Source organism: Pseudomonas gingeri (genome assembly GCF_013386115.1).
In the GTDB taxonomy this organism is placed as follows: Bacteria; Pseudomonadota; Gammaproteobacteria; order Pseudomonadales; family Pseudomonadaceae; genus Aquipseudomonas; species Aquipseudomonas gingeri.
The window spans coordinates 245,551-270,086 of record NZ_JACAOR010000005.1 but is presented as its reverse complement, the minus strand read 5'-3'; the positions used below and the strand labels follow the sequence as shown (position 1 = coordinate 270,086).

Here is a 24,536-nt window from a genome sequence, read left to right as displayed (position 1 = left end):
ATGAGCCCACGGCAAAAGATCCTGATCGTCGATGATGAGCCGGATATCCGCGAACTCCTGGAAATCACTCTGGGCCGGATGAAACTCGATACCCAGAGCGCCCGCAACGTCGGCGAAGCCCGGGAAAAACTGGCCCGGGACAGCTTCGACCTGTGCCTGACCGACATGCGCCTGCCGGACGGTACGGGGCTGGAACTGGTCCAGCACATCCAGCAGCGCCACCCCCAGGTGCCCGTGGCGATGATCACCGCCTACGGCAGCCTGGACACCGCAATCAACGCCCTCAAGTCCGGCGCCTTCGACTTCCTGACCAAGCCGGTGGACCTCGCCCGCCTGCGGGAGTTGGTCGCCAGTGCCTTGCGCCTGCCGCTGGCCGGTGAAAAACCGCCGCCCATCGATAACCGTCTGTTGGGCGATTCGTTGCCGATGCGCGCCCTGCGCAAGCAGATCGACAAGCTGGCCCGCAGTCAGGCGCCGGTGTATATCAGTGGCGAATCAGGCAGCGGCAAGGAACTGGTGGCACGCCTGATCCACGAGCAAGGGCCCCGCGCCGAGCGCCCGTTCGTGCCGGTCAACTGCGGGGCGATTCCTTCGGAGCTGATGGAAAGCGAGTTTTTCGGCCATCGCAAAGGCAGCTTCAGCGGTGCCGTCGAAGACAAGCCCGGATTGTTCCAGGCCGCCAACGGCGGCACCCTGTTTCTCGATGAGGTCGCCGACCTGCCCCTGGCCATGCAGGTCAAGCTGCTGCGGGCGATCCAGGAGAAGGCCGTGCGCAGTGTCGGCGGTCAGCAGGAGGAAGTGGTGGATGTGCGGATCCTGTGCGCCACCCACAAGGACCTGAACGGCGAAGTCAGCGCCGGACGCTTTCGCCAGGACCTGTATTACCGGCTGAACGTCATCGAGCTGCGGGTGCCCTCGCTGCGCGAACGCCGCGACGATATCGAGCCACTGGCGACCAATGTGCTCAAGCGCCTGGCCTCGGGCAGCGGGCAACCTGCCGCCAGGTTGCATCCCCATGCCCTGGATACCCTCAAGGGTTATCGCTTTCCCGGTAACGTGCGCGAACTGGAGAATATGCTCGAACGAGCCTACACCCTGTGCGAAAACGAGCAGATCGAAGCCAGCGACCTGCGACTGGCGCAAGCCGAGGGCAATAACGCCGAGCCCGGGGAGCCGAGCCTGGCGCAGATCGATAACCTGGAAGACTACCTGGAAAGCATCGAGCGCAAGCTGATCCTCCAGGCCCTGGAGGAAACCCGCTGGAACCGCACCGCGGCGGCCCAGCGACTGAACCTGTCATTCCGCTCGATGCGATATCGCCTCAAGAAACTGGGGCTGGATTAAACGCTCATTGATTGACACAGCCCCTGCGGGAGCCGGCTTGCCGGCGATGGCGGCCGCAAGATCAATGCAGTTCCCACCGGCCTCATCGCTGGCAAGCCAGGCTCCTACATTGTTTGTGCTCGGACACGGACTCCACGCCCAGCCCGAATCCCGTGGGAGCCGGCTTGCCGGCGATGGCGGCCGCAAGATCAATGCAGCTCCCACTGGCTTTATCGCTGGCAAGCCAGGCTCCTACAGGGTTGGGTTTCCAGGATCACCGGGGAAGCTTCAGAGCCGGCCCTCGGGCGCATAAGGTGCCGGGTCGATGATCGGTTCGTGTCCCAGCAACAGATCGGCAAACAGCTGGCAGGACGCTGGCGCCAGCACCAGGCCGTTGCGGTAGTGCCCGCAGTTGAGCCAGAGCCCGTCAAAACCGGGGACCCGACCAATGAACGGGATGCCCGCCGGCGAGCCGGGGCGCAATCCCGCCCAGTGGGCAACGGGCTCGACGCCCGCCAGCGCCGGGATCAGCTCCACCGCCGATGCCTTGAGGCTTTCCAGGGCAGACAGGGTCGGCGTCTTGTCGAACCCCTCGTGCTCCAGGGTGCTGCCGATCAGGATATGGCCGTCGCGTCGCGGGATAGCATAACGCCCTTTGGCGAGGATCATGCTGGGCAGAAAATCCGCCGCGCACTTGTACAGAATCATCTGGCCCTTGACCGGCTCGACCGGCAGCTCCAGGCCCAGCTTCTTCAACAGTTCACCACTCCAGGCACCGGCAGCCAGCACCACCTGGTCGGCCCGAATGCCACCTGTGGCAGTCTGCACGCCGACCACCTTCCCGCCCTCGCGGATAAAGTCGCTGACTTCGCACTGTTCGTGAAGGGTGACATTGGGCAATGCCTGCAAGGCCGCCTTGAGTGATTTCACCAGACGCGGATTGCGCACATTGGCGACATTGGCCATGTAGATCGCCCGGGAGTAGCCCCCGCCCATGACGGGCACGGCGTCATGGACCGCCGAGATATCCACAGGACTCAACGGGCGCTGCTCGCGTTCGGCCCAGGCCAGGGCCTCGGCCTCGTCATCCAAGTCGAGCCAGTAGAGCCCGGTGGTGTGCACCTCGGGATCCACACCGGTGCTGGCGAAAAGTCGCTCACCCAGTTGTGGATAAAAATCCTGGGACCAGTGGGCCAGGGCCGTGACGGCCGAACTGTAGCGCCATGGGTACAACGGCGAGACGATCCCGCCGCCGGCCCAGGAGGACTCCTGGCCCAGGCCGGAACGATCAAGCAGGGTTACCCGGGCGACCTGCCCGGCCAGGTTGAATGCGGTCAAAAGGCCAATCACACCGCCGCCGACAATGACTACGTGTTGCTGGGTACTCATTTATTGATCCAGACAGAAAAGAAACCGACACAACATCCCTGACAGATTCAGCGACCCCAGCAATCCTTGAGGCTCATGCCCGCTCCGGAGTTGGTTCGAGCGTTGGTGTTGCTCAATGTATAGGTACCACAGGCATCATTGGCCATCATCGAACCCGGTATCGGGGTTGCCGTCAAGGTGAACCCCGTCGCGGCAAGGTTCGAGGCAATCGTGTAGTACGTGTTACCGCCACTCACCGTCGCCCCGGCGTAGGTAGCCACCGGGTTGGCCGCGGTGGCGCTGCGCGAGTAGAAACGCTCCAGCGCCTGCGCCTGCTCGTAGAGCAATTCGGCAATTTCGTAGCGATGAGTGCGCTGCACGTAGGCGGTGTAGTTTGGATAGGCGATAGCGGCAAGAATCCCGACAACCGCCACGGCAATCATCAACTCGATCAGGGTGAAACCTTTACTGGCTCTACGCATTGATTCCCTCACTCACTGTAATTGTCGCCACATGATGCGTCGGTTGTTCACGCCACCCAGTTCGATCGGCGAGCCTTGCGGCCCTGTAATGATCTGGGACCCATCAGGATTGCTGACCAGGCCACCGATGTTCGGCACGCCACCACTGTAGTTGATACCACTGAATATCTGGTCGCTGGCATTGACTCGCCGATCGTTGTTGGAGTCCAGCACCGGGTACGTCAGCATGGCCCCGGTCACCGCATCGACATCCATCAGTCGGCCCGATCCCGAGCTCGAACACGGGTCGCTGGTGTCAACGATGGCCGTCGTGAAGATCAATCGACCAAAGGTCAGGAGCGCCGGGTAAATGACCCGCTCCCCGGTCAGGGTGTTGTTGAGAACCAGGGAGAAGTAGAACCCTTTCTTGGTCGTGTAATCGACCGAATTCTGACTGGAGGTGAAAAACGACGTTCCCGTCGCGGGAGCATTGATCGTCTGGGCCACCAGATTGCTCTCGGTATAGCTGGCGCTGGTCCCGTCATTATCCAGGACGGCGTAGAACGCCTGGCGTGCCGTGGTGGTCTTGTCCGCCGTTTCACTGAGTTTGCCGGTACCGAAATAGACCAGCTTGCCTTGTCCGGGCAGGTTGCCGACGACCGGTTGCGCGGTAATCGGCTGGGCCGAACCACCCGAAGCGGTGAACAGCGGTGCGCCACCAAATGCCATCCCCCAGTTCGAAGGTGTGGAGTCGGTCAGGTTGAACTTCCACATCTGCCCTTTCAGATCGCCGCCGTACGCATACTGCACGACACTTTGAGCATTGACTCGCAGCTTCACCGAGCTGAGGCCGTTGTTCCCGGTGTTGTCGGCGGTGATCTTGGTGATCAGCGAACCGTCGCGCATGTCCACCACATACAACGCCGCCACACCGGAGGTACTGCCGTAGCCGTTGCCGATGAACGCCGCCCAGCGACCATCGGCCAGGCGTGCGACTTCCGGCTTGGCATAGGCATAACCCAGGTCATTGAAGACGTTGAGCGTATTGGCGACATCCGGCGCCTTGATTTCCCACAGGGCGCTGATGGTGTTGGAGGTCGACGCCCCGTAGAGCCGGATCGCAAAGAACGCCTTGCCACCGGCACCGACACCGCCTACCGCGACAGTGTTCCAAGTGCTGTTGAGCTTGGCATCGGCCACGGTGATCTGGCCATCGTTGAGGAACTTGTGGCTGGTACCATTGATGTAGTTCGGATCGGCGACATAGTGCAGGTTGTTGATCACACTCGACGGCATGTAGGCATAAAGGCGGTTGCCAACCACCGGGTCGATGACGTTGAAGAATCCATCGTTGGCGTTGACCACCAGGCGAGCCGTCATCCCGGTACTCTTGCCGTCCAGGTAGGTGGTGTAAGTGGTGTCGCCAAGACTGTCCGATGCCGTGCGATCGGTCGGCGACGCATAAACCAGTCGCGAGTTGACGACGTCCCCCAGGTACACGCTGCGGGTTTTCAGACCGGTCCTGTTGGTGCCCTTGCTCCACTCCACCAGATCGTTGCCGGTAACGCCCAGGGGCAGGCTCAATCCCAGGGCGACCTGCTGAAGCGGGGCGAAGTTGCCATAGGCGAGAGTGATAGCCGCGCTGGTCAGGGTATTCCAAGACTGAAAAGTTGGAGTGGCCGTGCCGCTGGGAGAGATGGTCGTGTCGCTCGTCCAGTTGGCCGTGGAACTGAGCGATCCGTCGGTATTGAACGCAAAGGCCCGGATGGTGCCGCGCCAATCGGTGGGGTCGTACTGCGAGGTATAGAACAAGGTATTGGCGCGCAGGCTCGATGAACTCGCTGCGCCACCACCGCCGGATCCCGCCTTGGAGGTGATGTCATTGAGTGCCGCCGACAGCGCCGCGTTCAACCCCGCACTGTCGGTCGCCTGATAGTAGTTACCGTGTCCATACCGCGCGGTATCGGCCAACATCTGGTTGTCAGCCGTAAACCCCACGGAGTAGGTAAACATATTCTGTTTCGGGAAGTCCGCAGCGTCCCAACTCTTGCCGGCAGCATCGTTACCCGCGGAGCGCATGTCGATGTCATAGGCGAACTTGGCGATATCGTCCAGATAGAGCGTGTCGCCTTCGCCGTCGCCACTCAGGTTGTCGCCGTCATTATTGATCCCGTCCCAGTTCGGCAGGTTGCTGCCGCCCAGAGGGTCGTTGCTCGGGAACGTGCGGTCATAGGTCGGCAGGCCATCCGTGATCACCACCCCGTAGTTCTTCTGGCAGCGGTACTGGATCGGGCTGGTATAGGTACTCGGTGTCGAGTTGTAGTACGGCGCCATCCCACGGAAATAGCGAGTGATCTCGTAATACGTTTCAGCCAATGGCGTGTTGGCAACCGCCGACAGACCACCGATAGAGGAAATCAGCGCGTTGTAGTTGGTGTCCGCCTGGGCTTGGGTGGTCGACCCGCTCACCGGCGACAGATCGCTGATCCCCCGGGCGATATTACCGCCCGGACCATTATCACCGCTGCGAGGCGAATTGAAGGTCGCCAGCCCGATACGCAGGTTGCGGTTGCTGGTGACCAGTGACGAGGACACGTTACGTGCGACGTTGATCCGATAGTCATTGGGGATCGTACTGTCGGTGGAGTAGTCCTTTTTGACCAGCCCGGCGGTGATCATCCTGGCGATGAGATAAGCCACATACCGGTTGGAAATCCGGGTATTGCCACCACCGACGGGATCGGGGAACTTGATGCAGTAAAGAACATTGGTAGGCGCATTGTTACTGACACTGGTAGCGATTCTGAAACCATCGTAGCCACTGCTGCAGCCACCCTGGTTGAAATCACTGATGAACTGATTCTCATTGGTCATATCGAGCGTGACCAGGCCATTGATGTTGGTACTGCAACTGGTATTCGAAGCGCAGTTGTAGACCTGGGGAGTCGTCGTCGCCTGATTGAAGTCCGCCGTACGAATCAGGTTGTTCATACTCCCCGAGTTATCCACCAGCAGCATCACGTTCGGTGTCACCGAACCGGCGCTCAACAAGGGCGAGTCAGAGGGCGTGAAGGCATAGGCCGGAGCACTGAGGTAGAGCCCGAGAAGCCCCCCGCCTATCAGTTTGGCGAGTCGCGAAAGCCCGCTGCCCGACCGCTTACTTCTTGACATAGATGCTCTCCAGCACGGTGCGCGACGCACCCTGATTACCCACGCCGGTAATCCTGTAGGTGGTCCAGGAAAGACTGTCTTCCATGCCCGCCTGGTTCACATTGACCGGGTCCTTGGTGGTGCCCAGCTTCTGGATGCCATAGAAACCATTGGTGACCGCCACCCAGGTGACTCCCGAAGTGGCATTGGCGCCCGCGGTCAGCGCCACGGCATTGTTGGTCGCCTCGGCGGGCGGTGCACAGCGCGTGGTGCTTGAGCAAACCGCCAAATCGTATGTCGACGCCTGCACAATGCTTTCCCCCACACGTAGCGCGCTCTCGGCAAACTGGAACGACTCGTTGCGCACCTTGACGCTGCCGGACATCTTTTCCTGCAGGTTGGCGTTCTGCATCGACGAAATACCGATCAGCGTCAGCAACAGCAAAAACACCAGGCTGACCAGCAATGCCATGCCGCGCTGGGATCGCGGATTGAATCGATGAGCCCCACGGGCAAAAGTCTTCACATGCATGCCCTCCTTATCTGAGCCGGTTACGCACGGACGCCACGACGTTGAATGTGCGATTGCTGACCTTGTTGGTCGGGTCCCTCAGCGTCAGGGTCAGGCGCACACTGCGAATCAGGGCTGCGTTGGAGGGGTTGGCGGAGTAACTGAACGCCGTGCTGTCGAGCACCGTCCGGGCCATCCCGAACGACACCGAAAAAGCCTGCACATTGCTGATCAGTGGCTGGCGATTGTTCAGCGGGCCGATATAGAGTTGGTTGTTGGCGAAGGAGTAGACCAGTTGCCTGACCGGCAAGGCGATCTGCCCACTGCCCGCCGCCCGGGCGCCGGTATAGGCCGTGGATTGCACCAGGCAATCGGAGAGAATCGTCCAGGCCGGCACCGTACCGTTATTGCCGACGTCCGCGGTGACCAGAGTCAGCGCCTGATTGGCGTTGTCCCAGGTAATCGGCGCATTGTAGGCCGCGGTGAAGGCGCTGTTGTCACTGGAGTCCGCCACGGTGCCGACACACCCGAACATCCCCACCATGCGGACTTCCTGCTGGATCTTGCTCAGCACGAAGCGAGCATCCTCCTGAATCCCGGCAGCGGCGGTCTGGCTCGTGTAGGTGTTCTTGGCCGCGACGAATATCTGTGTAACGCCCAGGACCACCACCAGGCCCAGCACCAGCGCAACCATGATCTCGACCAGGCCGAATCCCCCGGAAAGCTTTTTCATAGGCCGTTCCACACGGTTGAAACCTGGCTGACCAGGGAGAAGGTCGAAGTGGCGGCAGCGTTCGCGGCGCGTGCGTCATTCCAGTTGATCGTGATAGTGACGACACCGGACGCGACCGAGATGGTGCCGGTAACGTTCGCCGCACCGGCGATATTGTTCAGGTTGGTGACGAAGTCGGACAGATCCTGGTCCCGTATCGTCGAAATGCTGCTGGGAGCCGTAAGGCTTCCCAACTGATAGTCAGCCCCGGGATTGACGCAGGGATTGAGCGTGGAATTCGAACAAGGGTTGGCTCGAATGCGATCCAGTATGTCGTAGGTGATGAAACTGACCTGGGTGCCGATGGTCGAGCTGTCGGTACTCTTCAGGGCATTGAGTTGCAAGGCCGCCGCACCGAGCAGACCGATCGCCATGACCAGCATGGCCACCAGCACTTCCACCAGGGTTGTGCCCCGTTGATCGCTACGCATCATTGGCACACTCCATTGAGGACGATCCGCCCTGTCAGGCACACGGTGACCGCATTGGTGTAGGCCCCCTCGACAAAGGTCAGGGTGGTATTGGCCGCCGGGCTGGCCAGCCCACCGAGGTTGTTGAACTCGATGAACGCCACGTTATTGCTCGCCACCGTCGCCGCCGTCGACATGGCCGGAGTCACCCGCAGCACGTTCCCCGCTGGGCTCAGCCGAGTGGTCAGTTCCTGGGTCCAGGAGCCTCCGACCGCCGTGGGCGCAATGCGCACATTCACCCCCCGGTTGATCGCCTCGAGACGGGTATAATTCAACGCGCGCATCAGGTCGCTGGCCTCGGAATCGGCTCGGGTCTTCTGGATGCTGCTGGTGAACACCGGTGCCGCGACCGTGACCAGAATCGCCAGCACCGCCACCGCGACCATCAGCTCGACCAGCGTGAAACCTCTGGTACGTTGAAACATATGCGTACTCCCCACCCCGCCTGCTCTGGACTATAACTAGCCCTGTCCTCCAGACAACCGACGACAGGATATACGGTTGTTTTGGATGGACCAGTGCACGGAAGCACTGTCATCAAAATAAACAGGGAGTCGGCCGATATGTCACCGCGAGGCTTCACACTGATCGAACTGCTGGTCGGGCTGGCCCTGATCGCCCTACTGGCCCATCTGGCCTTTCCGTCGTTCAGGGACCTCATGGACTCCCAGCACCGAAGAGTCTCGGCCGATGAACTCGCCACCGGCCTGCGCACGGCCCGCACCGAAGCGATCCTGCGCCAGCGAAGCGTGATCATTCACCCGCTGGAAGGCGACTGGAGCCGTGGCTGGAGGATCGTGATCGACCAGAACGGAAACGGCCATGAGGACCCGGACAACCCGGTCCTGAGTGAGCGACGCGGAGATGGCAGAACCCCCATCAGGGGCAATACCACCATGCGCAGCTTTATCCGCTTCACCAGCCTGGGCGAACTGCGCTACGAGAACGGCTCATCGAGGGGAGGCACGCTGCATGTCTGCGCGAGGGAGCAAGCCATCAGCCACCTGCGGGTGGTACTGGCCTCCACCGGCAGAGCGCGGATCGATACACGAGAGCGCCCGGAGGCGCTCTGTCAGACTGCAGGCTCAGAGCAACGAGCGAACGCGTAGTTCCTTAGGCATGGAGAACGTGATGTTCTCCTCGCGACCGGCCAGCTCATCGGCACCGGTGGCGCCCCAGGCCTGAAGCTGCTGGATCACCCCGCGCACCAGTACTTCCGGTGCCGAGGCGCCGGCGGTGATGCCGATGCGCTCGACACCCTCGAACCAACTGCGTTGCATGTCTTCGGCGCCGTCGATCAGGTAGGCCGGGGTCGCCATGCGCTCGGCCAGCTCACGCAGGCGGTTGGAGTTGGAGCTGTTCGGGCTGCCGACCACCAGCACCACATCGCATTCGTCCGCCAGTTGCTTGACCGCGTCCTGGCGGTTTTGCGTGGCGTAGCAGATGTCATCCTTGCGTGGCCCGCCAATGGCCGGGAACCGAGACCGCAGGGCGTCGATGACACGGCTGGTGTCGTCCATCGACAAGGTGGTCTGGGTCACGAAGGCCAGCCTGTCGGGATTGCGCACCTGCAAGGCGGCGACGTCTTTCTCGTCCTCCACCAGGTAGATGGCGCCACCGTTGCTGCCGTCGTATTGCCCCATGGTGCCTTCCACTTCCGGGTGCCCGGCGTGGCCGATCAGGATGCATTCACGACCATCGCGACTGTAGCGCGCGACTTCGATATGCACCTTGGTGACCAGCGGACAGGTGGCATCGAACACCTTCAGCCCGCGACCGGCCGCCTCGCTGCGCACGGCCTGGGAAACGCCGTGGGCACTGAAGATGACGATGACGTCGTCCGGCACCTGGTCCAGCTCCTCGACAAAGATGGCGCCGCGGGCGCGCAGGTCTTCGACGACAAATTTGTTGTGCACCACTTCGTGACGCACGTAGATCGGCGGTCCGAAGACTTCCAGGGCCCGGTTGACGATTTCAATCGCCCGGTCCACGCCGGCGCAGAAGCCACGGGGGTTGGCGAGTTTGATTTGCATGCTGTGCCTCGTGTCTTGCGCGCGGGTTTCAGATCAGTTTGACCGCTTGCGCGGTCTATCGCCAGCCAGCCGGCTCCTACAGCGCCTTGACCTCGAAGATTTCCACATCGAAGGTCAGGGTCTTGCCGGCCAGAGGATGGTTGAAGTCGACGGTCACTTCGACGTCATCGAAGGCCTTGACCACACCAGGCAGCTCGGTATTGGCCGCATCGTTGAAGATCACCAGCAAGCCTTCCGACAGCTCCATGCCCTGGAACTGCGAACGCGGGATGATCTGCACATTCTGCGGGTTGGGCTGGCCAAAGGCATTTTCCGCCGGGATGGTCAGGCTGCGCTTGTCACCGGCCTTGAAGCCGAACAAGGCCGCTTCGAAGCCCGGCAGCAAGCTGCCGTCGCCAACCTTGAAGGTCGCCGGGGTCTTGTCGAAGGTACTGTCGACCGTGTCGCCATTTTCCAGGTGCAAGGCGAAGTGCAAGGTGACCTGGGTGTTCTGACCGATCCGTTGCTCAGCCACTGCGTGTTCAGTCATGAACGGTTTCTCCGGACTTTTTGCTTTTGAACATGTCCAGCGCCAGCATCACCGCGCCCACCGTAATGGCGCTGTCGGCAAAGTTGAACGCCGGGAAGTACCAGCGGTTCTGCCAGTGCACCAGGATAAAGTCGATCACATGACCCAGGGCGATGCGGTCGTACAGGTTGCCCAGCGCCCCACCCAGCACCAGTGCCAGGGCGATGGCCAGCCAGGTTTCGTTGCGCCCCAGGCGCTTGAGCCAGACCACCAGCACCGCACTGACCACGACCGCGATCAGGGCGAACAGCCAGCGCTGCCAGCCGGAGCTGTCAGCCAGGAAGCTGAAGGCCGCGCCGGTGTTATAGGCCAGGGTCCAGCTGAAGTAGTCGGGAATGATCACGATCTGCTGGTACATGGTCAGCGAGCTTTCGAAGTGGAGCTTGCTGACCTGGTCGATGACCAGGACCAGCACGCTCAACCACAACCAGCCCAGGCGGCCGAAACGGCCGGCACCGGCATTAGGCATAGTGACGCACCTCGCCTTCGCCGCTGATGTTGTCGACGCAGCGACCGCAGATTTCCGGATGTTCCGGGTTCACCCCGACATCCTCGCGGCAGTGCCAGCAACGGGCACACTTGGCGTGGCCGGACTTGACCACCTTGAGCTTCAGGCCCGGCACCTCGGTGACCACGGCATCCGCCGGCGCCAGCGCCAAAGGCGCCACGGTCGCGGTGGAGGTGATCAGCACGAAGCGCAGTTCGTTGCTCAGTTTGTTCAGGTCGGTGACCAGTGCCTCTTCGGCGAACAGGGTGACTTCCGCCTGCAGGTTGCCGCCAATGGCCTTGGCTGCCCGCAGGTTCTCCATTTCCTTGTTGACCGCGACCTTGACCGCCATGATCCGCTCCCAGTAGGCGCGATCCAGCTCGAAGCCTTCCGGCAGTTCGCTGAGGCCTTCGTACCAGGTATTGAGCATCACCGATTCGTTGCGCTCGCCCGGCAGGTACTGCCACAGCTCGTCGGCGGTGAAGGCCAGGATCGGCGCGATCCAGCGCACCAGCGCCTCGGAGATGTGGAACAGTGCGGTCTGGCAGGAGCGCCGCGCCTTGCTGTTGGCCCCGGTGGTGTACTGGCGGTCCTTGATGATGTCGAGGTAGAAACCGCCCAGTTCCTGCACGCAGAAGTTGTGCACCTTGGAGTAGACGTTCCAGAAACGGTACTCGCCGTAGTGCAGTTCCAGTTCGCGTTGCAGCAACAGTGCACGGTCCACCGCCCAGCGATCCAGGGCGAGCATTTCGTCCGCCGGCAGGATATCGGTGGCCGGATTGAAGCCGCTCAGGTTGGAGAGCAGGAAACGCGCGGTGTTGCGGATACGCCGGTAGGCGTCGGCGCTACGCTGCAGGATCTGGTCGGACACCGCCATTTCGCCCGAATAGTCGGTCGAGGCGACCCACAGGCGCATGATGTCGGCGCCCAGGGTGTCGTTGACTTTCTGCGGCGCGATCACGTTGCCCAGGGACTTGGACATCTTGCGGCCGGCTTCGTCGACGGTAAAACCGTGGGTCAGCAGTTCGCGATACGGCGCATGGTTGTCGATGGCGCAACCGGTCAGCAGGGAAGAATGGAACCAGCCGCGATGCTGGTCCGAACCTTCCAGGTACAGGTCGGCGCGCGGGCCGCTCTCGTGGCCTACCGGGTGCGAGCCACGCAGCACGTGCCAGTGGGTGGTGCCGGAGTCGAACCAGACGTCGAGGGTGTCGCTGATCTTGTCGTACCGCGGCGCTTCGTCACCCAGCAGTTCGGCGGCATCCAGCTTGAACCAGGCCTCGATGCCTTCTTTCTCGACACGCTGGGCCACCTGCTCCATCAGCTCGACGGTACGCGGGTGCAGCTCACCGCTTTCCTTGTCGAGGAAGAACGGAATCGGCACGCCCCAGTTGCGCTGGCGGGAGATGCACCAGTCGGGACGGTTGGCGATCATCGAGTGCAGGCGGGCCTGGCCCCAGGCCGGCACGAACTGGGTGTCCTCGATGGCCTTGAGCGCCCGCTCGCGCAGGGTATCGCCAGCCACGGGCGCCTTGTCCATGCCGATGAACCACTGCGCGGTGGCGCGGTAGATCAGCGGGGTCTTGTGGCGCCAGCAGTGCATGTAGCTGTGGCTGATGGTCTCGGTGTGCAGCAGGGCACCGACTTCGCTGAGCTTGTCGACGATGTTCGGGTTGGCCTTCCAGATGAACTGGCCGCCGAAGAACTCCAGGGAGTCGACGTACACGCCATTGCTCTGTACCGGTGTGAGGATGTCGTCATTGACCATGCCGTAGTGCTTGCAGGTCTTGAAGTCGTCCTCGCCGTAGGCCGGGGCGGAGTGAACCACGCCGGTACCGGCGCCCAGCTCGACGTAGTCGGCCAGGTAGACCGGCGACAGGCGATCGTAGAACGGGTGGCGGAAGTTGATCAGGTCCAGAGCTTCGCCCTTGGCGGTGGCGATCACCGCACCTTCCAGGCCGTAGCGGGACAGGCAGGACTCCACCAGTTCCTCGGCCAGCAGCAGCAACTTGTCGCCGACATCGACCAGGGCGTAGGTGAACTCCGGATGGACGTTCAGCGCCTGGTTGGCCGGGATGGTCCACGGGGTGGTGGTCCAGATCACGATCGAGGCCGGCTTGGTCAGCGACGACAGGCCGAACGCGGCGGCCAGCTTGGACTCATCGGCAATCGGGAACGCGACGTCGATGGTCGAGGACTTCTTGTCCTGGTACTCGACTTCGGCTTCGGCCAGCGCCGAGCCGCAATCGAAGCACCAGTTCACCGGCTTGAGGCCCTTGAACACGAAACCGCCCCTGACGATTTCGGCCAGGGCACGGATTTCACCGGCCTCGTTCTTGAAGTCCATGGTCTTGTAGGGGTTGGCGAAGTCGCCTAGCACGCCCAGGCGGATGAACTCGGACTTCTGCCCTTCGATCTGCTCGGTGGCGTAGGCACGGCACAGTTCGCGGGTCTTGTCCGCGCCCAGGTTCTTGCCGTGGGTCACTTCGACCTTGTGTTCGATCGGCAGGCCATGGCAGTCCCAACCCGGCACATACGGCGCATCGAAGCCGGCCAGGGTCTTGGAACGGATGATCATGTCCTTGAGAATCTTGTTCAACGCATGACCGATGTGAATCGTGCCGTTGGCGTATGGAGGACCGTCGTGAAGAACGAACTTCGGACGATCCTTGCCAATCTCGCGCAACTTCCCGTACAGGCCAATGCTGTCCCAGCGCTGCAGGATCTGCGGTTCGCGCTGTGGCAGGCCGGCCTTCATCGGGAAGGCGGTGTCCGGGAGGTTAAGCGTGGCTTTGTAGTCGGTCATTTCAGGCTCTTTTTAAGCGGTGAACCCTGCCAGTGGGCACGGGCGGCGGCGACGTCCGCATTGATCGCCGTCTTGAGCGCCTCGAGGGAGGCGAATCGCTGCTCATCGCGCAGCTTGTGGTGGAAGACCACGGTCAAACGCCGGTCATACAGATCACCGGCAAAATCCAGCAGGTGCACTTCCAGGTGAGCGCTGCCATCACCTGAAACCGTGGGTCGCACGCCGATATTGGCGACGCCCGGCCACGGCTGGCCGTCGATCTCGACGCTGACCAGGTAGACCCCGGTCAACGGCACCCGACGGCGCTTGAGCTGCACGTTGGCCGTTGGCGTACCCAATTGGCGCGCCAGCTTCTGTCCGTGCAACACCCGTCCGGCAATCCGGAACGGACGGCCGAGCAGACGCTCGGCCAGGGCAAAGTCGGCTGCCGCCAGGGCGTTACGCACCTGGGTGCTGCTGACCCGCAAGCCATCGAGTTCGACGGTCTGCGCCGCCTCGACGGTAAAGCCGCGGACGTTACCCGCCTGCAGCAGAAAATCGAAATCGCCGGCCCGGTCGCAGCCGAAACGGAAGTCGTCACCGACCTCCAGATGCTGCACACCCAGCCCGTCCACCAGGATCGTATCGACGAACTCGGCGGCACTGAGTTTGCTCAGGCGCTGGTTGAACGCCAGGCACAGCACCCGGTCCACGCCCTCGGCGGCCAGCAGTTGCAGCTTGTCGCGCAAGCGCGCCAGGCGGGCCGGCGCGGTCTCCGGAGCGAAGAACTCCCGGGGCTGCGGCTCGAAAATCACCACGCAGCTGGGCACGCCCAACTCCAGCGCACGCTCGCGCAGTCGGGCCAGGATGGCCTGGTGACCACGATGAACACCGTCAAAGTTGCCAATAGTGGCGACACAGCCCCGATGCCGGGGACGCAGGTTGTGGAGGCCTCGAACCAGCTGCATAACGCGCTTCTTGCTCATAAAGTGGTCGATTATAACCATACCGGGCCCGGCTTAATACCTGTCACGCGTCGACACATGCCCCCGCAGGAGCCCGGCTTGCCGGCGAACAAGGCCCGGAGAGCGCTAAAAGCTTCGCGGGCAAGCCCGGCTCCCACAGAAACGCGGCGCTCCCTCACATCAACGACTTGCGATTGAAATGGTGCAGGCGCAAGCCCAGCAGCAACAGCATTCCAAAGTAGGCCAGCACCCCGGCAACCACCAGCGCCCCCAGGCGCAGGAAGCGTTCGAGCATGTGCCCCTGGTCCCAGGCCGGCATCCAGTGCATCAAGCCCAGCAATACCGCCGACATCATGCCGACAGCGACCAGCAGCTTCAGCAGATACAGACTCCAGCCCGGCTGCGGGATGAACAGCTTCTGCTTGCGCAACTGCCAGAACAACAGGCCGGCATTGATGCAGGCGCCGCCGCTGATGGCCAAGGCCAGCCCGGCATGGGCCAGCGGCCCGATAAAGACCAGGTTGAGCAACTGGGTGACCACCAGGGTGAAAATCGCGATTTTCACCGGCGTGCGAATGTTCTGCTGCGCGTAAAAGCCCGGCGCCAGCACCTTGATCATGATGATCCCGAGCAGGCCGACCGAGTAGGCGATCAGCGCCCGCTGGGTCATGGAGGCATCGAAGGCACTGAACTGGCCGTACTGGAACAGTGAAACGGTCAAGGGTTCGGAGAGAATCGCCAATGCCAGGGAGCACGGCAGCACCAGCAGGAAACACAGGCGCAGCCCCCAGTCGAGGATGCGCGAGTACTCGTGGCGATCCTTGCTGGCATAGGTCTTGGACAGGATCGGCAGCAGGATGGTGCCCAGGGCCACGCCCAGCACGCCGGAGGGCAGCTCCATCAGGCGGTCGGCGTAATACATCCAGGACACCGAGCCAGCCACCAGGAACGAGGCGAAAATGGTGTTGATGATCAACGAAATCTGGCTCACCGAGACCCCGAGAATCGCCGGCAGCATCTGCTTCATGACCCGCCAGACACCGCTGTCGCGCAGGTTCAGGCGTGGCAGCACGAGCATGCCGATCTTCTTCAGGTGCGGCAGTTGGTAGAGCAGTTGCGCCAGGCCGCCCGCCAGGACCGCCCAACCCAGCGCCATCACCGGCGGGTCGAAATACGGCGTCAGGAACAGGGCAAAAATGATCATGCTGACATTCAGCAGGGTCGGCACGAAGGCCGGGACCGAGAAGCGGTTCCAGGTATTGAGGATCGCGCCGGCCAGGGACGACAGCGAGATCAGCAATATATAAGGAAAGGTCACCCGCAACAGGTCGGCGGTCAGCTTGAACTTCTCCGGCGTATCGGTGAAGCCGGGCGCGGTGGCCCAGATCACCCAGGGCGCGGCCACCATTCCGAGCACCGTGACGAGGGCCAGGACCAGGGTCAGCATGCCGCTCACATAGGCAATGAAGGTGCGGGTCGCCTCCTCGCCCTGCTGGCTCTTGTACTCTGCCAGGATCGGCACGAACGCCTGGGAAAAGGCCCCTTCGGCAAAGATCCGGCGCAGCAGGTTGGGCAACTTGAAGGCAATGAAGAAGGCATCGGTGGCCATTCCGGCGCCGAAGGCGCGCGCGATGATGGTATCGCGAACAAACCCCAGGACCCGGGAAATCATCGTGATAGAGCTGACGGCGGCCAACGACTTGAGCAGATTCATTGAAGGATTGTGTGCCTTTGGGTAAAGAACAGGCGAATAAAGCGCCCAGCTATGCGATACTCCGCGCCGCAACAGCACAGAGCCAAAGCTCGCGAGTTTACAGGTCGTACGCCGGAAAGAAATATCCCGGTGTCCCACATATACCACTCAGCGGAACGCATCGCCTGCCCTTGACAAGACTTCAACTCATCGGCATGATTCGCGGCCTATTTTGTTTGCTATTTCCTAAAAAGTCTTTCGAGGAGCTCGACGGTGGCCAACTCACCTTCCGCCAAAAAACGTGCAAAACAGGCTGAGAAGCGTCGCAGCCACAACGCCAGCCTGCGTTCCATGGTTCGTACCTACATCAAGAACGTAGTGAAAGCCATCGACGCAAAAGACGCTGCTAAAGCGCAAGCTGCCTATGTTCTGGCTGTTCCTGTTATCGACCGTATGGCCGATAAAGGCATCATCCACAAGAACAAGGCTGCTCGCCATAAAGGTCGTCTGAATGGCCACATCAAGGCTCTGAACCTTGCTGCCGCAGCCTAAGCGACACGCTTGTTAAAAAACCGACCCCAGGGTCGGTTTTTTATTGCCTGCGACTTGTGACGCGGAGCGTCACGGGCGGCATTCCCACGCGGAGCGTGGGAACGATCTATCAACTCCGCAAGAGCAAGGCCTGCCTCCTACAGGTTCGCGACAACCAATAGCAGCGGGCAACCCTTGATTCTCACTGATTCGGCCAAGGCAGAATCGGAATAGCCGTCACCGCATTCTGCGGGCTGCCCTCGATCAACCGATCGCTATAGACCAGGTACACCAGCGTATTGCGCTTCTTGTCGAGGAAACGCACCACCTGCATGGTCTTGAAGACCAGCGACGTGCGCTCCTTGAACACCTCGTCACCATCCTTCAGCTCACCACTGAAGCGAATCGGCCCGACCTGGCGACAGGCAATCGACGCCTCGGCACGATCCTCCGCCAGACCCAGACCACCTTTCAGGCCGCCGGTCTTGGCACGGGACAGATAGCAGGTCACGCCCTCGACCTTCGGATCATCGAACGCCTCGACCACGATCCGGTCATTCGGCCCGACGAACTTGAACACCGTGGACACCTGGCCGATTTCCTCGGCCGATGCCAACAACGGCATCGCCAGGAACAACCCCAACAATCCTCTTGCCAACCCCATGCCCTTCTCCCTCGAACCCATCACACCAGAATAAGGTTATCGCGATGAACCAGTTCCGGCTCCGCCATGTAACCCAGCAAGCCGACAATCGCATCCGACGACTGACCAATGATCTTCTGCGCCTCAAGAGCGCTGTAGTTGGCGAGCCCGCGGGCAATCTCACGACCATCCGCAGCCACGCACACGACCATTTCGCCACGACGGAAGCTACCCTGCACCAGCTTCACCCCCACCGGTAGCAGGCTCTTGTGATCACGCGCCAGGGCGTTGACCGCACCGTCATCCAGCACCAGCGTGCCACGGGTCTGCAGATGCCCGGCCAGCCACTGCTTGCGCGCCGCGAGCATGCCGCGCTCGGGCGACAGCAAGGTACCGATGCGCTCGCCCGCCTTAAGGCGATCCAGGACCCGCTCCAGACGACCGCCGACGATAATGGTATGCGCGCCGGAGCGTGCCGCCAGTCGCGCCGCGCGCAGCTTGGTCTGCATGCCACCACGCCCGAGGGCGCCGCCGGTACCGCCCGCCACCGCGTCCAGCGCCGGATCATCGGCACGCGCCTCATGGATCAGCTGGGCATCGGGATTGTTGCGCGGGTCGGCATCGAACATGCCGTCGCGATCCGTCAGGATCACCAGCAGGTCTGCTTCCACCAGGTTGGCGACCAGCGCCGCCAGGGTGTCGTTGTCGCCGAAACGGATTTCATCGGTGACCACGGTGTCGTTCTCGTTGATCACCGGGATTACCTTGAGCTCCACCAGGGCCCGCAAGGTGCTGCGCGCATTGAGGTAACGCTTGCGGTCGGACAAGTCATCATGGGTCAGCAGGATCTGCGCGGTATGACGACCATGCTCGGCAAAGCTCGACTCCCAGGCCTGCACCAGGCCCATCTGGCCAATGGCCGCCGCCGCCTGCAACTCGTGCATGGCACTCGGTCGCACCGTCCAGCCCAGCCGGCTCATGCCCGCCGCCACGGCACCCGAAGACACCAGCACCAGCTCCACGCCAGCCTCGTGCAAGGCCACCATCTGCTCAACCCAGACACCCATTGCCGCGCGATCCAGACCCTTGCCGTCCGCCGTCAGCAGTGCGCTGCCGATCTTCACGACCCAACGCTGCGCACCTGTCACCTTGCTCCGCATGATCTTCCAACCTTAGCCAGCGAATGGCACGACCGAGCACCATCCACGCGATTATGTGATTTACGTTTTACAGAGACTAAAACGCCGCTTCAGTGAGCGGCGTAGTAGTTTAACCAATGAATCAGTCGCGGACGTAAATGATTTCCGGACCATCTTCGTCATCGACATCTTCTTCATCCCAGTCATCGTCACCGATGTCATGGACGCTCTTGACGCCGCTGCGGCGCAGGGCCCGCTGGTCATCCAGTGCCTGCAACTGGGCACGCGCCTCATCCTCGATACGCTGGTCGAGATCACGCAGCTCATCGGCGTAGGCCGGATCGTTGGCCAGGCGATCGAGACGATCTTCCAGGTAGCGCATGATGTCGCGAGTCAGACGCTCGGTCCCTTCCTTGGCAATTGCCGAGATCACATAGACCGGACCGGTCCACTGCAGACGGTCGACAACTTCCTTGACCCGCTCCTCATGCTCTTCCTCGAGGATCTGGTCGCACTTGTTCAGCACCAGCCAGCGATCACGCTCCGCCAGGGACGGGCTGAAGCGGGCCAGTTCGTTGACGATCACTTCAGCGGCATCCGGCGCACTGCTGTCATCCAGCGGCGCCATGTCGACGAGGTGCAGCAACAGACGGGTACGCGCCAGATGCTTGAGGAAGCGAATCCCCAGGCCGGCACCTTCCGAGGCACCTTCGATCAGGCCCGGGATATCCGCGACAACGAAGCTTTTCCAGCGGTCGACACTGACCACGCCCAGGTTCGGCACCAGCGTGGTGAACGGGTAGTCCGCCACTTTCGGCTTGGCGGCCGAGACCGAGCGGATAAAGGTACTCTTGCCAGCATTCGGCAAGCCCAGCAGACCGACGTCAGCCAGCACCTTCATTTCCAGCTTGAGGTCGCGCTGCTCGCCCGGCTTGCCCGGCGTGGTCTGACGCGGCGCCCGGTTGGTACTGGATTTGAAGCGGGTGTTGCCCAGACCGTGCCAGCCGCCATGGGCGACCAGCAGGCGCTGGCCGGCCTTGACCAGGTCGCCGATGACTTCCTGGGTGGCGGAATCGATCACCGTGGTGCCGACCGGCACACGCAGCTCCAGATCCTCGCCCTTCTTGCCAGTGCAGTCGGTGCTGCCACCATTGGAACCACGCTCGGCATCGAAGTGCCGGGTGTAGCGGTAGTCCACCAGGGTGTTGAGGTTTTCGTCGGCGACCATGTAGATCGAACCGCCATCACCTCCATCACCCCCGTTGGGGCCACCGTTTTCGATGAATTTTTCCCGACGGAAGCTCATGCAACCGTTGCCGCCGTCACCAGCCTTTACGCGAATCGATACTTCATCAACGAACTTCATAACACACGCCTCTCGCCACCGGGACGAGCCGAATAACCACAAACATCAAGTATAAGACCCTTGCAAAGATGAGCGCGGCGACCTCAATCAACGACCGAAAAATCCAGCGCCGGCAGCCCATACAAACAGCTTTGCAAGAGACTCACCCCACAAACGAAAAAGCCCCGTCGCAAGACGGGGCTTCTCCAGCACTCTCGCGATTAAGCCGCGACGATGCTCACGTAACGGCGGTTGAAAGCGCCTTTTACTTCAAACTTGATCACGCCTTCGACTTTAGCGAAGAGAGTGTGATCCTTGCCCATGCCAACGCCGTAACCGGCGTGGAACTGGGTACCGCGCTGACGCACGATGATGTTGCCCGCTTTGATAGCCTGGCCGCCATACATCTTCACGCCAAGGCGTTTGGCTTCTGAGTCGCGACCGTTACGGGTACTACCACCAGCTTTTTTGTGTGCCATGAGTTCAATTCTCCAAAAAGGGGATTAGGCTGAAATTAAGCCTGAATACCGGTGATTTTGATCTCGGTGTACCACTGACGGTGGCCCATACGCTTCATGTGGTGCTTACGACGACGGAACTTGATGATGCGGACTTTATCGTGACGACCTTGGGAGATCACTTCAGCCACAACGGTAGCGCCAGCAACAACTGGAGCGCCGATGTTCACGTCATCGCCATTGGCGACCAACAGAACGCGATCAAAGGTAACGGATTCGCCAGTGGCGATTTCCAGTTTTTCGATCTTCAGGTATTCACCTGGAGCGACTTTGTACTGCTTGCCGCCGGTAACGATTACTGCGTAAGACATGGTATTTCTCCGATAATCCTGCTCACCCAGCGCTTTATAGGTAAAGGTATTGGCTGGCATGGCTGCATGGGGCTGGAACGGCCCAAGTGCAATTGCGTAAGGCAGGTGCTGCCCAGGAAGTTCAGGGTGCGCGATTGTACGCAAGCCGCCTGATCCTTGCAAGTGGCCCGGTATCCTGCCTTGACAGGCCGGAACCCCCGCCCTAGCATGCCGCGCAACCCTTCTGGAGCGACTCTCGCTGATGCAACCCCAAGCATTCTACCGCGCGGTGGCGGACGATTTTAGCGCCGTCGACGGCATCATCAAGAAGCAGCTGACTTCCCGGGTGCCGCTCGTCTCGAAAATCGGCGACTACATCACCTCGGCCGGGGGCAAGCGCCTGCGTCCTTTATTGGTGTTGCTGTGCGGCAAGGCCCTGGGGCGCGAAGGCGATGACCTGCGCCTGCTGGCGGCGACCATCGAGTTCCTGCACACCGCGACCCTGCTGCACGACGACGTGGTCGACATGTCCGGCATGCGCCGTGGCCGCTCCACCGCCAACGCCATGTGGGGCAACGCTCCCAGCGTGCTGGTCGGCGACTTCCTGTACTCGCGCTCCTTCGAGATGATGGTCGAACTGGGTTCGATGCCGGTCATGAAGATCCTCTCCCAGGCCACGCGCATCATCGCTGAGGGCGAAGTGCTGCAGTTGTCCAAGGTGCGCGACGCCAGCACCACCGAGGAAACCTACATGGAAGTCATCCGCGGCAAGACCGCGATGCTCTTCGAAGCCTCCACCCACAGCGCCGCCGCCCTGTGCCAGGCGACGCCGGAACAGGCCGAAGCCCTGCGTACCTTCGGTGACCACCTCGGCGTGGCCTTCCAGCTGGTCGACGACCTGCTGGACTACAAGGGCGATGCCGAGACCCTGGGCAAGAACGTCGGTGACGACCTGGCCGAAGGCAAGCCAACCCTGCCGCTGATCTACACCATGCGTGAAGGAACGCCGGAGCAGGCGGCCCTGGTGCGCCAGGCGATCCAGAAGGGCGGGATCGAGGACCTGGAAAGCATCCGCGCCGCCGTCGAAGCCTCGGGCTCGCTGGAATACACCGCGCAACTGGCCCGTGACTACGTCGCCCGGGCGATCGCCTGCCTGGAGGCCCTGCCGGCCAGCGAGTATCGCGATGCACTGGTGGAACTGAGCGAGTTCGCGGTCGCCCGCACTCACTGAGGCCAATAGCGGCCTACCGTAGGAGCCGGCTTGCCGGCGATGAGGTCCTTGAACGATGCGTTGCTCTTGCGCACGTCATCGCCGGCAAGCCGGGCTCCTGCAACGTCCTGCGTCAACCTGTCTTGCGTTGTCGCGCCCCCTCCTTCGTTAAAAACCCTATATAATGTGCGCTTTTAGCCTTCCCGAACCCGAGGAGCCTTAGTGAGCACGTTGCCACCCTGCCCGAAATGCAATTCCGAATTCACCTACGAAGACGGTACCCAACTGGTCTGCCCGGAATGCGCCCATGAGTGGTCCGCCACCGGCGAAGCCGAGACCGCGTCCGACGACAGCGTGAAAAAGGATTCCGTGGGCAACGTCCTGCAGGACGGCGACACCATCACCGTGATCAAGGACCTGAAGGTCAAGGGCACCTCCCTGGTGGTCAAGGTCGGGACCAAGGTCAAGAACATCCGCCTGTGCGACGGCGACCACGATATCGACTGCAAGATCGATGGCATCGGCCCGATGAAACTCAAGTCCGAGTTCGTCAGAAAGGTCTGAGCAAACGCCAACTCGATCGTTCCCATGCTCTGCGTGGGAACGCCGCCGTGACGCTCCGCGGCGCCTGCGCAACGGACGCAGAGCGTCCAGCAAGGCATTCCCACGCTGGAGCATGGGAACGATCAATCACCTCCCTGCGCTTGACGCCCGACAATTCCCCCACAGAAAAACCAGGAATCCGCCAATAGGCACTTGCTATTCTTTGAATAAGAATTATTCTCATTGAAACCCATCAAGGAGATGAGACCATGACTTATTTGATCGATGCCTGGCTGGACCGCCCACACCCTTACCTGCGCATCCTGCATCGGGAAACGGGTGAAGTCTGTGCGGTACTGGAAGAAGAAGCCCTGAATGAACTGCAGGACCAGGGTGACCTGGATGTCAGCGGCCTGAGCTCCAGTGAACCGCTGGTGCTCAAGGAACTGGTGCGCAACCTGTTTCTGTTCTGCTATGCCCGGGCCTTGCGCCCGACGGGGGACCTGAACAGCAAGCTGCAGGTATGACAACGGTGTCTGTGGGAGCGGGCTTGCCCGCGAAGAGGCCGGTACATCCGCCACACTGCTTGTGGCAGTAAGACCGCCTTCGCGGCGGTCCGACATCCCGGCAAACCTGCTCCCACACAAGGACCGCCCCCATGGAGAGGCGGGTGCGGCGGGTTAAAGAACGTCGAGCAGCTCGACGTCGAACACCAGAACGCTGTGCGGCGGGATGCTGCCAACGCCTTGAGCGCCGTAGGCCAGTTCGCTCGGCACATACAGGCGCCATTTGCTGCCGGCATTCATCAGTTGCAGGGCTTCGGTCCAGCCGGCGATCACGCCACCTACCGGGAATTCGGCTGGCTGGCCACGCTCGTAGGAGCTGTCGAACACGGTGCCGTCGATCAGGGTGCCGTGGTAGTGAGTACGCACGGTGTCCTCACGGGATGGCTTGGCGCCTTCACCTTGAGTCAGCACTTCGAACTGCAGGCCCGATGCCAGGGTGGTGATGCCGTCACGCTTGGCGTTTTCAGCCAGGAATGCCAGGCCGGCACCTGCCGCGGCTTCAGCCTTGGCAGCCGCTTCGGCCTGCATGATTTCGCGGATGACCTTGAAGCTGGCGGACAGTTCGTCCTGGCCCACACGGCTTGGCTTGCCGCCAAACGCGTCGGTCAGACCGGCCAGGATCGCGTCCAGGCTCACGCCCGGTGGCGGGTTGTCACGCAGTTGGTCGCCCAGCTGACGGCCGATGCCGTAGCTGACGCGGGTTTCGTCGGTGGACAGATTTACTTCGGACATAACACTGCTCCGCTATGGGTCTGCTCTGGAAAACACCCTGGAATACGGCATTTCCCCTCGCGCCCGGAACCAAAAAGGGCGAGCAGACTAGCACAGAAGCGTCCGCTGTCAGCAGCCTCACCAGCCAGAATGGAAGGCGATGGGCACCTTCAGGCTGTCCTCGGCACTAGCCGGCATCCCGCACATTTCGTCGTGCACCGAGGTATGGATCAGGTGGAACGGCAGCTTCGGCATTCGTTCCAGCACCTCCCTGGCATGCTCCACCGAACGCAGGTGCAGGGTCTGCCCATGATCGTCGTTGAGCGGGTAGGCCGCGCCGTGCATCCGCGCTTCCAGCAGATAGATGCCGCCTTCGAGGGAGATCAGGTTCAACTCGTCGATCCGCCCGGCGAGGGCGAAACTGTTCAGCTCTTGCAGGTTCATGGGCGCACCT

The 24,536-nt window shown here is 61.7% G+C and carries 26 protein-coding genes; 6 read left to right on the top strand and 20 right to left on the bottom strand.

Annotated features, from left to right (window positions below; translation table 11 throughout):
• On the top strand, positions 1-1,344 hold the full coding sequence (locus HX881_RS09215) for a sigma-54-dependent transcriptional regulator (RefSeq protein WP_177084048.1): 1,344 nt from the start codon (positions 1-3) through the stop codon (positions 1,342-1,344).
• A 267-nt stretch (positions 1,345-1,611) separates the two neighbouring features.
• Here HX881_RS09215 and thiO read toward each other — a convergent pair whose 3' ends face one another.
• Genes thiO through HX881_RS09180 form a run of 7 tightly spaced genes read right to left on the bottom strand, consistent with a single transcriptional unit; the run spans position 1,612 to position 8,480 of the window.
• On the bottom strand, positions 1,612-2,712 hold the full coding sequence (gene thiO / locus HX881_RS09210; protein WP_017123473.1) for a glycine oxidase ThiO: 1,101 nt from the start codon (positions 2,710-2,712) through the stop codon (positions 1,612-1,614).
• A gap of 47 nt (positions 2,713-2,759) precedes the next feature.
• Positions 2,760-3,173: a type IV pilin protein gene (locus HX881_RS09205; protein ID WP_017123472.1), complete on the bottom strand. Its 414-nt coding sequence runs from the start codon at positions 3,171-3,173 to the stop codon at positions 2,760-2,762.
• A 12-nt stretch (positions 3,174-3,185) separates the two neighbouring features.
• Positions 3,186-6,323 (bottom strand): pilus assembly protein, encoded by a 3,138-nt coding sequence (locus tag HX881_RS09200; RefSeq protein WP_177084046.1) that lies wholly within the window; start codon positions 6,321-6,323, stop codon positions 3,186-3,188.
• Positions 6,310-6,834: a pilus assembly PilX family protein gene (locus HX881_RS09195; RefSeq protein WP_017123470.1), complete on the bottom strand. Its 525-nt coding sequence runs from the start codon at positions 6,832-6,834 to the stop codon at positions 6,310-6,312. Before HX881_RS09195 ends, HX881_RS09200 begins: the two co-directional genes overlap by 14 nt.
• A gap of 7 nt (positions 6,835-6,841) precedes the next feature.
• Positions 6,842-7,546, bottom strand: coding sequence for a PilW family protein (locus tag HX881_RS09190; protein ID WP_017123469.1), 705 nt, complete (start codon positions 7,544-7,546; stop codon positions 6,842-6,844).
• Positions 7,543-8,019: a type IV pilus modification protein PilV gene (pilV, locus tag HX881_RS09185; protein WP_017123468.1), complete on the bottom strand. Its 477-nt coding sequence runs from the start codon at positions 8,017-8,019 to the stop codon at positions 7,543-7,545. The genes HX881_RS09190 and pilV overlap by 4 nt, the downstream gene beginning before the upstream one ends.
• Complete coding sequence (locus HX881_RS09180) at positions 8,016-8,480, bottom strand: GspH/FimT family pseudopilin (RefSeq protein ID WP_017123467.1); 465 nt, start codon at positions 8,478-8,480, stop codon at positions 8,016-8,018. The genes pilV and HX881_RS09180 overlap by 4 nt, the downstream gene beginning before the upstream one ends.
• A 138-nt stretch (positions 8,481-8,618) precedes the next feature.
• Between HX881_RS09180 and HX881_RS09175 the strand changes: the two genes are divergently transcribed.
• Positions 8,619-9,164 carry a GspH/FimT family pseudopilin gene (locus tag HX881_RS09175; protein WP_017123466.1) on the top strand — a complete coding sequence of 182 codons (546 nt, stop codon included), beginning with the start codon at positions 8,619-8,621 and terminating at the stop codon, positions 9,162-9,164.
• Here the strand turns inward: HX881_RS09175 and ispH are convergent.
• The 6 genes from ispH to murJ all read right to left on the bottom strand — a co-directional run bounded on the left by ispH (position 9,141) and on the right by murJ (position 16,607).
• Positions 9,141-10,088 (bottom strand): 4-hydroxy-3-methylbut-2-enyl diphosphate reductase, encoded by a 948-nt coding sequence (gene ispH / locus HX881_RS09170; protein ID WP_017123465.1) that lies wholly within the window; start codon positions 10,086-10,088, stop codon positions 9,141-9,143. The two genes, HX881_RS09175 and ispH, sit on opposite strands and share 24 nt — an antisense overlap.
• Before the next feature lie 76 nt (positions 10,089-10,164).
• Complete coding sequence (gene fkpB, locus HX881_RS09165; protein ID WP_177084561.1) at positions 10,165-10,602, bottom strand: FKBP-type peptidyl-prolyl cis-trans isomerase; 438 nt, start codon at positions 10,600-10,602, stop codon at positions 10,165-10,167.
• Between the two features lie 7 nt (positions 10,603-10,609).
• Positions 10,610-11,125: a signal peptidase II gene (lspA, locus tag HX881_RS09160; RefSeq protein WP_017123463.1), complete on the bottom strand. Its 516-nt coding sequence runs from the start codon at positions 11,123-11,125 to the stop codon at positions 10,610-10,612.
• On the bottom strand, positions 11,118-13,949 hold the full coding sequence (gene ileS / locus HX881_RS09155) for an isoleucine--tRNA ligase (RefSeq protein WP_017123462.1): 2,832 nt from the start codon (positions 13,947-13,949) through the stop codon (positions 11,118-11,120). The genes lspA and ileS overlap by 8 nt, the downstream gene beginning before the upstream one ends.
• Complete coding sequence (gene ribF / locus HX881_RS09150) at positions 13,946-14,896, bottom strand: bifunctional riboflavin kinase/FAD synthetase (RefSeq protein WP_017123461.1); 951 nt, start codon at positions 14,894-14,896, stop codon at positions 13,946-13,948. Before ribF ends, ileS begins: the two co-directional genes overlap by 4 nt.
• A 172-nt stretch (positions 14,897-15,068) precedes the next feature.
• Positions 15,069-16,607 (bottom strand): murein biosynthesis integral membrane protein MurJ, encoded by a 1,539-nt coding sequence (murJ, locus tag HX881_RS09145; protein ID WP_177084044.1) that lies wholly within the window; start codon positions 16,605-16,607, stop codon positions 15,069-15,071.
• Between the two features lie 252 nt (positions 16,608-16,859).
• Between murJ and rpsT the strand changes: the two genes are divergently transcribed.
• Positions 16,860-17,138 carry a 30S ribosomal protein S20 gene (rpsT, locus tag HX881_RS09140; RefSeq protein WP_017123459.1) on the top strand — a complete coding sequence of 93 codons (279 nt, stop codon included), beginning with the start codon at positions 16,860-16,862 and terminating at the stop codon, positions 17,136-17,138.
• A gap of 181 nt (positions 17,139-17,319) precedes the next feature.
• Here the strand turns inward: rpsT and HX881_RS09135 are convergent, their stop codons facing one another.
• The 5 genes from HX881_RS09135 to rplU form a co-directional block, all read right to left on the bottom strand.
• Entirely contained in the window at positions 17,320-17,781 is a 462-nt protein-coding gene (locus HX881_RS09135) for a CreA family protein (RefSeq protein ID WP_177084042.1), read from the bottom strand.
• A 20-nt stretch (positions 17,782-17,801) separates the two neighbouring features.
• Positions 17,802-18,920 (bottom strand): glutamate 5-kinase, encoded by a 1,119-nt coding sequence (gene proB, locus HX881_RS09130; RefSeq protein WP_177084040.1) that lies wholly within the window; start codon positions 18,918-18,920, stop codon positions 17,802-17,804.
• A 121-nt stretch (positions 18,921-19,041) separates the two neighbouring features.
• Positions 19,042-20,265, bottom strand: a complete 1,224-nt coding sequence (gene cgtA / locus HX881_RS09125; RefSeq protein WP_017123456.1) for an Obg family GTPase CgtA — start codon at positions 20,263-20,265, stop codon at positions 19,042-19,044.
• A gap of 200 nt (positions 20,266-20,465) precedes the next feature.
• Complete coding sequence (gene rpmA / locus HX881_RS09120) at positions 20,466-20,723, bottom strand: 50S ribosomal protein L27 (RefSeq protein ID WP_042934223.1); 258 nt, start codon at positions 20,721-20,723, stop codon at positions 20,466-20,468.
• 35 nt (positions 20,724-20,758) lie between these two features.
• A complete protein-coding gene (gene rplU / locus HX881_RS09115) occupies positions 20,759-21,073 on the bottom strand; it encodes a 50S ribosomal protein L21 (protein WP_003176051.1) in 315 nt (104 codons plus the stop codon).
• Positions 21,074-21,314: 241 nt separating this feature from the next.
• Between rplU and HX881_RS09110 the strand changes: the two genes are divergently transcribed.
• The 3 genes from HX881_RS09110 to HX881_RS09100 all read left to right on the top strand — a co-directional run bounded on the left by HX881_RS09110 (position 21,315) and on the right by HX881_RS09100 (position 23,332).
• Positions 21,315-22,283: a polyprenyl synthetase family protein gene (locus HX881_RS09110; RefSeq protein ID WP_017123453.1), complete on the top strand. Its 969-nt coding sequence runs from the start codon at positions 21,315-21,317 to the stop codon at positions 22,281-22,283.
• Between the two features lie 201 nt (positions 22,284-22,484).
• Positions 22,485-22,826, top strand: a complete 342-nt coding sequence (locus tag HX881_RS09105; RefSeq protein WP_017123452.1) for a zinc ribbon domain-containing protein YjdM — start codon at positions 22,485-22,487, stop codon at positions 22,824-22,826.
• A gap of 248 nt (positions 22,827-23,074) precedes the next feature.
• A complete protein-coding gene (locus tag HX881_RS09100; protein WP_017123451.1) occupies positions 23,075-23,332 on the top strand; it encodes a PA4570 family protein in 258 nt (85 codons plus the stop codon).
• A 153-nt stretch (positions 23,333-23,485) separates the two neighbouring features.
• Here the strand turns inward: HX881_RS09100 and bamJ are convergent, their stop codons facing one another.
• Positions 23,486-24,103 carry a BamJ family beta-barrel-assembly machinery protein gene (gene bamJ, locus HX881_RS09095; RefSeq protein WP_017123450.1) on the bottom strand — a complete coding sequence of 206 codons (618 nt, stop codon included), beginning with the start codon at positions 24,101-24,103 and terminating at the stop codon, positions 23,486-23,488.
• A 117-nt stretch (positions 24,104-24,220) separates the two neighbouring features.
• Positions 24,221-24,526, bottom strand: coding sequence for a DUF6482 family protein (locus HX881_RS09090; RefSeq protein WP_017123449.1), 306 nt, complete (start codon positions 24,524-24,526; stop codon positions 24,221-24,223).
• Between the last annotated feature and the right edge of the window lie 10 nt (positions 24,527-24,536).

What these genes read in the sequence shown, in the direction of transcription:
- ribF (WP_017123461.1), bottom strand. Translation starts at nt 14,896, where the DNA reads ATGCAGCTGGTTCGAGGCCTCCACAACCTGCGTCCCCGGCATCGGGGC.
- cgtA (WP_017123456.1), bottom strand. Translation starts at nt 20,265, where the DNA reads ATGAAGTTCGTTGATGAAGTATCGATTCGCGTAAAGGCTGGTGACGGC.
- ispH (WP_017123465.1), bottom strand. Translation starts at nt 10,088, where the DNA reads ATGCAAATCAAACTCGCCAACCCCCGTGGCTTCTGCGCCGGCGTGGAC.
- pilV (WP_017123468.1), bottom strand. Translation starts at nt 8,019, where the DNA reads ATGATGCGTAGCGATCAACGGGGCACAACCCTGGTGGAAGTGCTGGTG.
- thiO (WP_017123473.1), bottom strand. Translation starts at nt 2,712, where the DNA reads ATGAGTACCCAGCAACACGTAGTCATTGTCGGCGGCGGTGTGATTGGC.
- rplU (WP_003176051.1), bottom strand. Translation starts at nt 21,073, where the DNA reads ATGTCTTACGCAGTAATCGTTACCGGCGGCAAGCAGTACAAAGTCGCT.
- HX881_RS09100 (WP_017123451.1), top strand. Translation starts at nt 23,075, where the DNA reads ATGACTTATTTGATCGATGCCTGGCTGGACCGCCCACACCCTTACCTG.
- HX881_RS09175 (WP_017123466.1), top strand. Translation starts at nt 8,619, where the DNA reads ATGTCACCGCGAGGCTTCACACTGATCGAACTGCTGGTCGGGCTGGCC.
- HX881_RS09205 (WP_017123472.1), bottom strand. Translation starts at nt 3,173, where the DNA reads ATGCGTAGAGCCAGTAAAGGTTTCACCCTGATCGAGTTGATGATTGCC.
- rpmA (WP_042934223.1), bottom strand. Translation starts at nt 20,723, where the DNA reads ATGGCACACAAAAAAGCTGGTGGTAGTACCCGTAACGGTCGCGACTCA.
- proB (WP_177084040.1), bottom strand. Translation starts at nt 18,920, where the DNA reads ATGCGGAGCAAGGTGACAGGTGCGCAGCGTTGGGTCGTGAAGATCGGC.
- HX881_RS09200 (WP_177084046.1), bottom strand. Translation starts at nt 6,323, where the DNA reads ATGTCAAGAAGTAAGCGGTCGGGCAGCGGGCTTTCGCGACTCGCCAAA.
- HX881_RS09180 (WP_017123467.1), bottom strand. Translation starts at nt 8,480, where the DNA reads ATGTTTCAACGTACCAGAGGTTTCACGCTGGTCGAGCTGATGGTCGCG.
- HX881_RS09135 (WP_177084042.1), bottom strand. Translation starts at nt 17,781, where the DNA reads ATGGGGTTGGCAAGAGGATTGTTGGGGTTGTTCCTGGCGATGCCGTTG.
- HX881_RS09090 (WP_017123449.1), bottom strand. Translation starts at nt 24,526, where the DNA reads ATGAACCTGCAAGAGCTGAACAGTTTCGCCCTCGCCGGGCGGATCGAC.
- HX881_RS09190 (WP_017123469.1), bottom strand. Translation starts at nt 7,546, where the DNA reads ATGAAAAAGCTTTCCGGGGGATTCGGCCTGGTCGAGATCATGGTTGCG.
- HX881_RS09195 (WP_017123470.1), bottom strand. Translation starts at nt 6,834, where the DNA reads ATGCATGTGAAGACTTTTGCCCGTGGGGCTCATCGATTCAATCCGCGA.
- HX881_RS09110 (WP_017123453.1), top strand. Translation starts at nt 21,315, where the DNA reads ATGCAACCCCAAGCATTCTACCGCGCGGTGGCGGACGATTTTAGCGCC.
- bamJ (WP_017123450.1), bottom strand. Translation starts at nt 24,103, where the DNA reads ATGTCCGAAGTAAATCTGTCCACCGACGAAACCCGCGTCAGCTACGGC.
- murJ (WP_177084044.1), bottom strand. Translation starts at nt 16,607, where the DNA reads ATGAATCTGCTCAAGTCGTTGGCCGCCGTCAGCTCTATCACGATGATT.
- ileS (WP_017123462.1), bottom strand. Translation starts at nt 13,949, where the DNA reads ATGACCGACTACAAAGCCACGCTTAACCTCCCGGACACCGCCTTCCCG.
- lspA (WP_017123463.1), bottom strand. Translation starts at nt 11,125, where the DNA reads ATGCCTAATGCCGGTGCCGGCCGTTTCGGCCGCCTGGGCTGGTTGTGG.
- HX881_RS09215 (WP_177084048.1), top strand. Translation starts at nt 1, where the DNA reads ATGAGCCCACGGCAAAAGATCCTGATCGTCGATGATGAGCCGGATATC.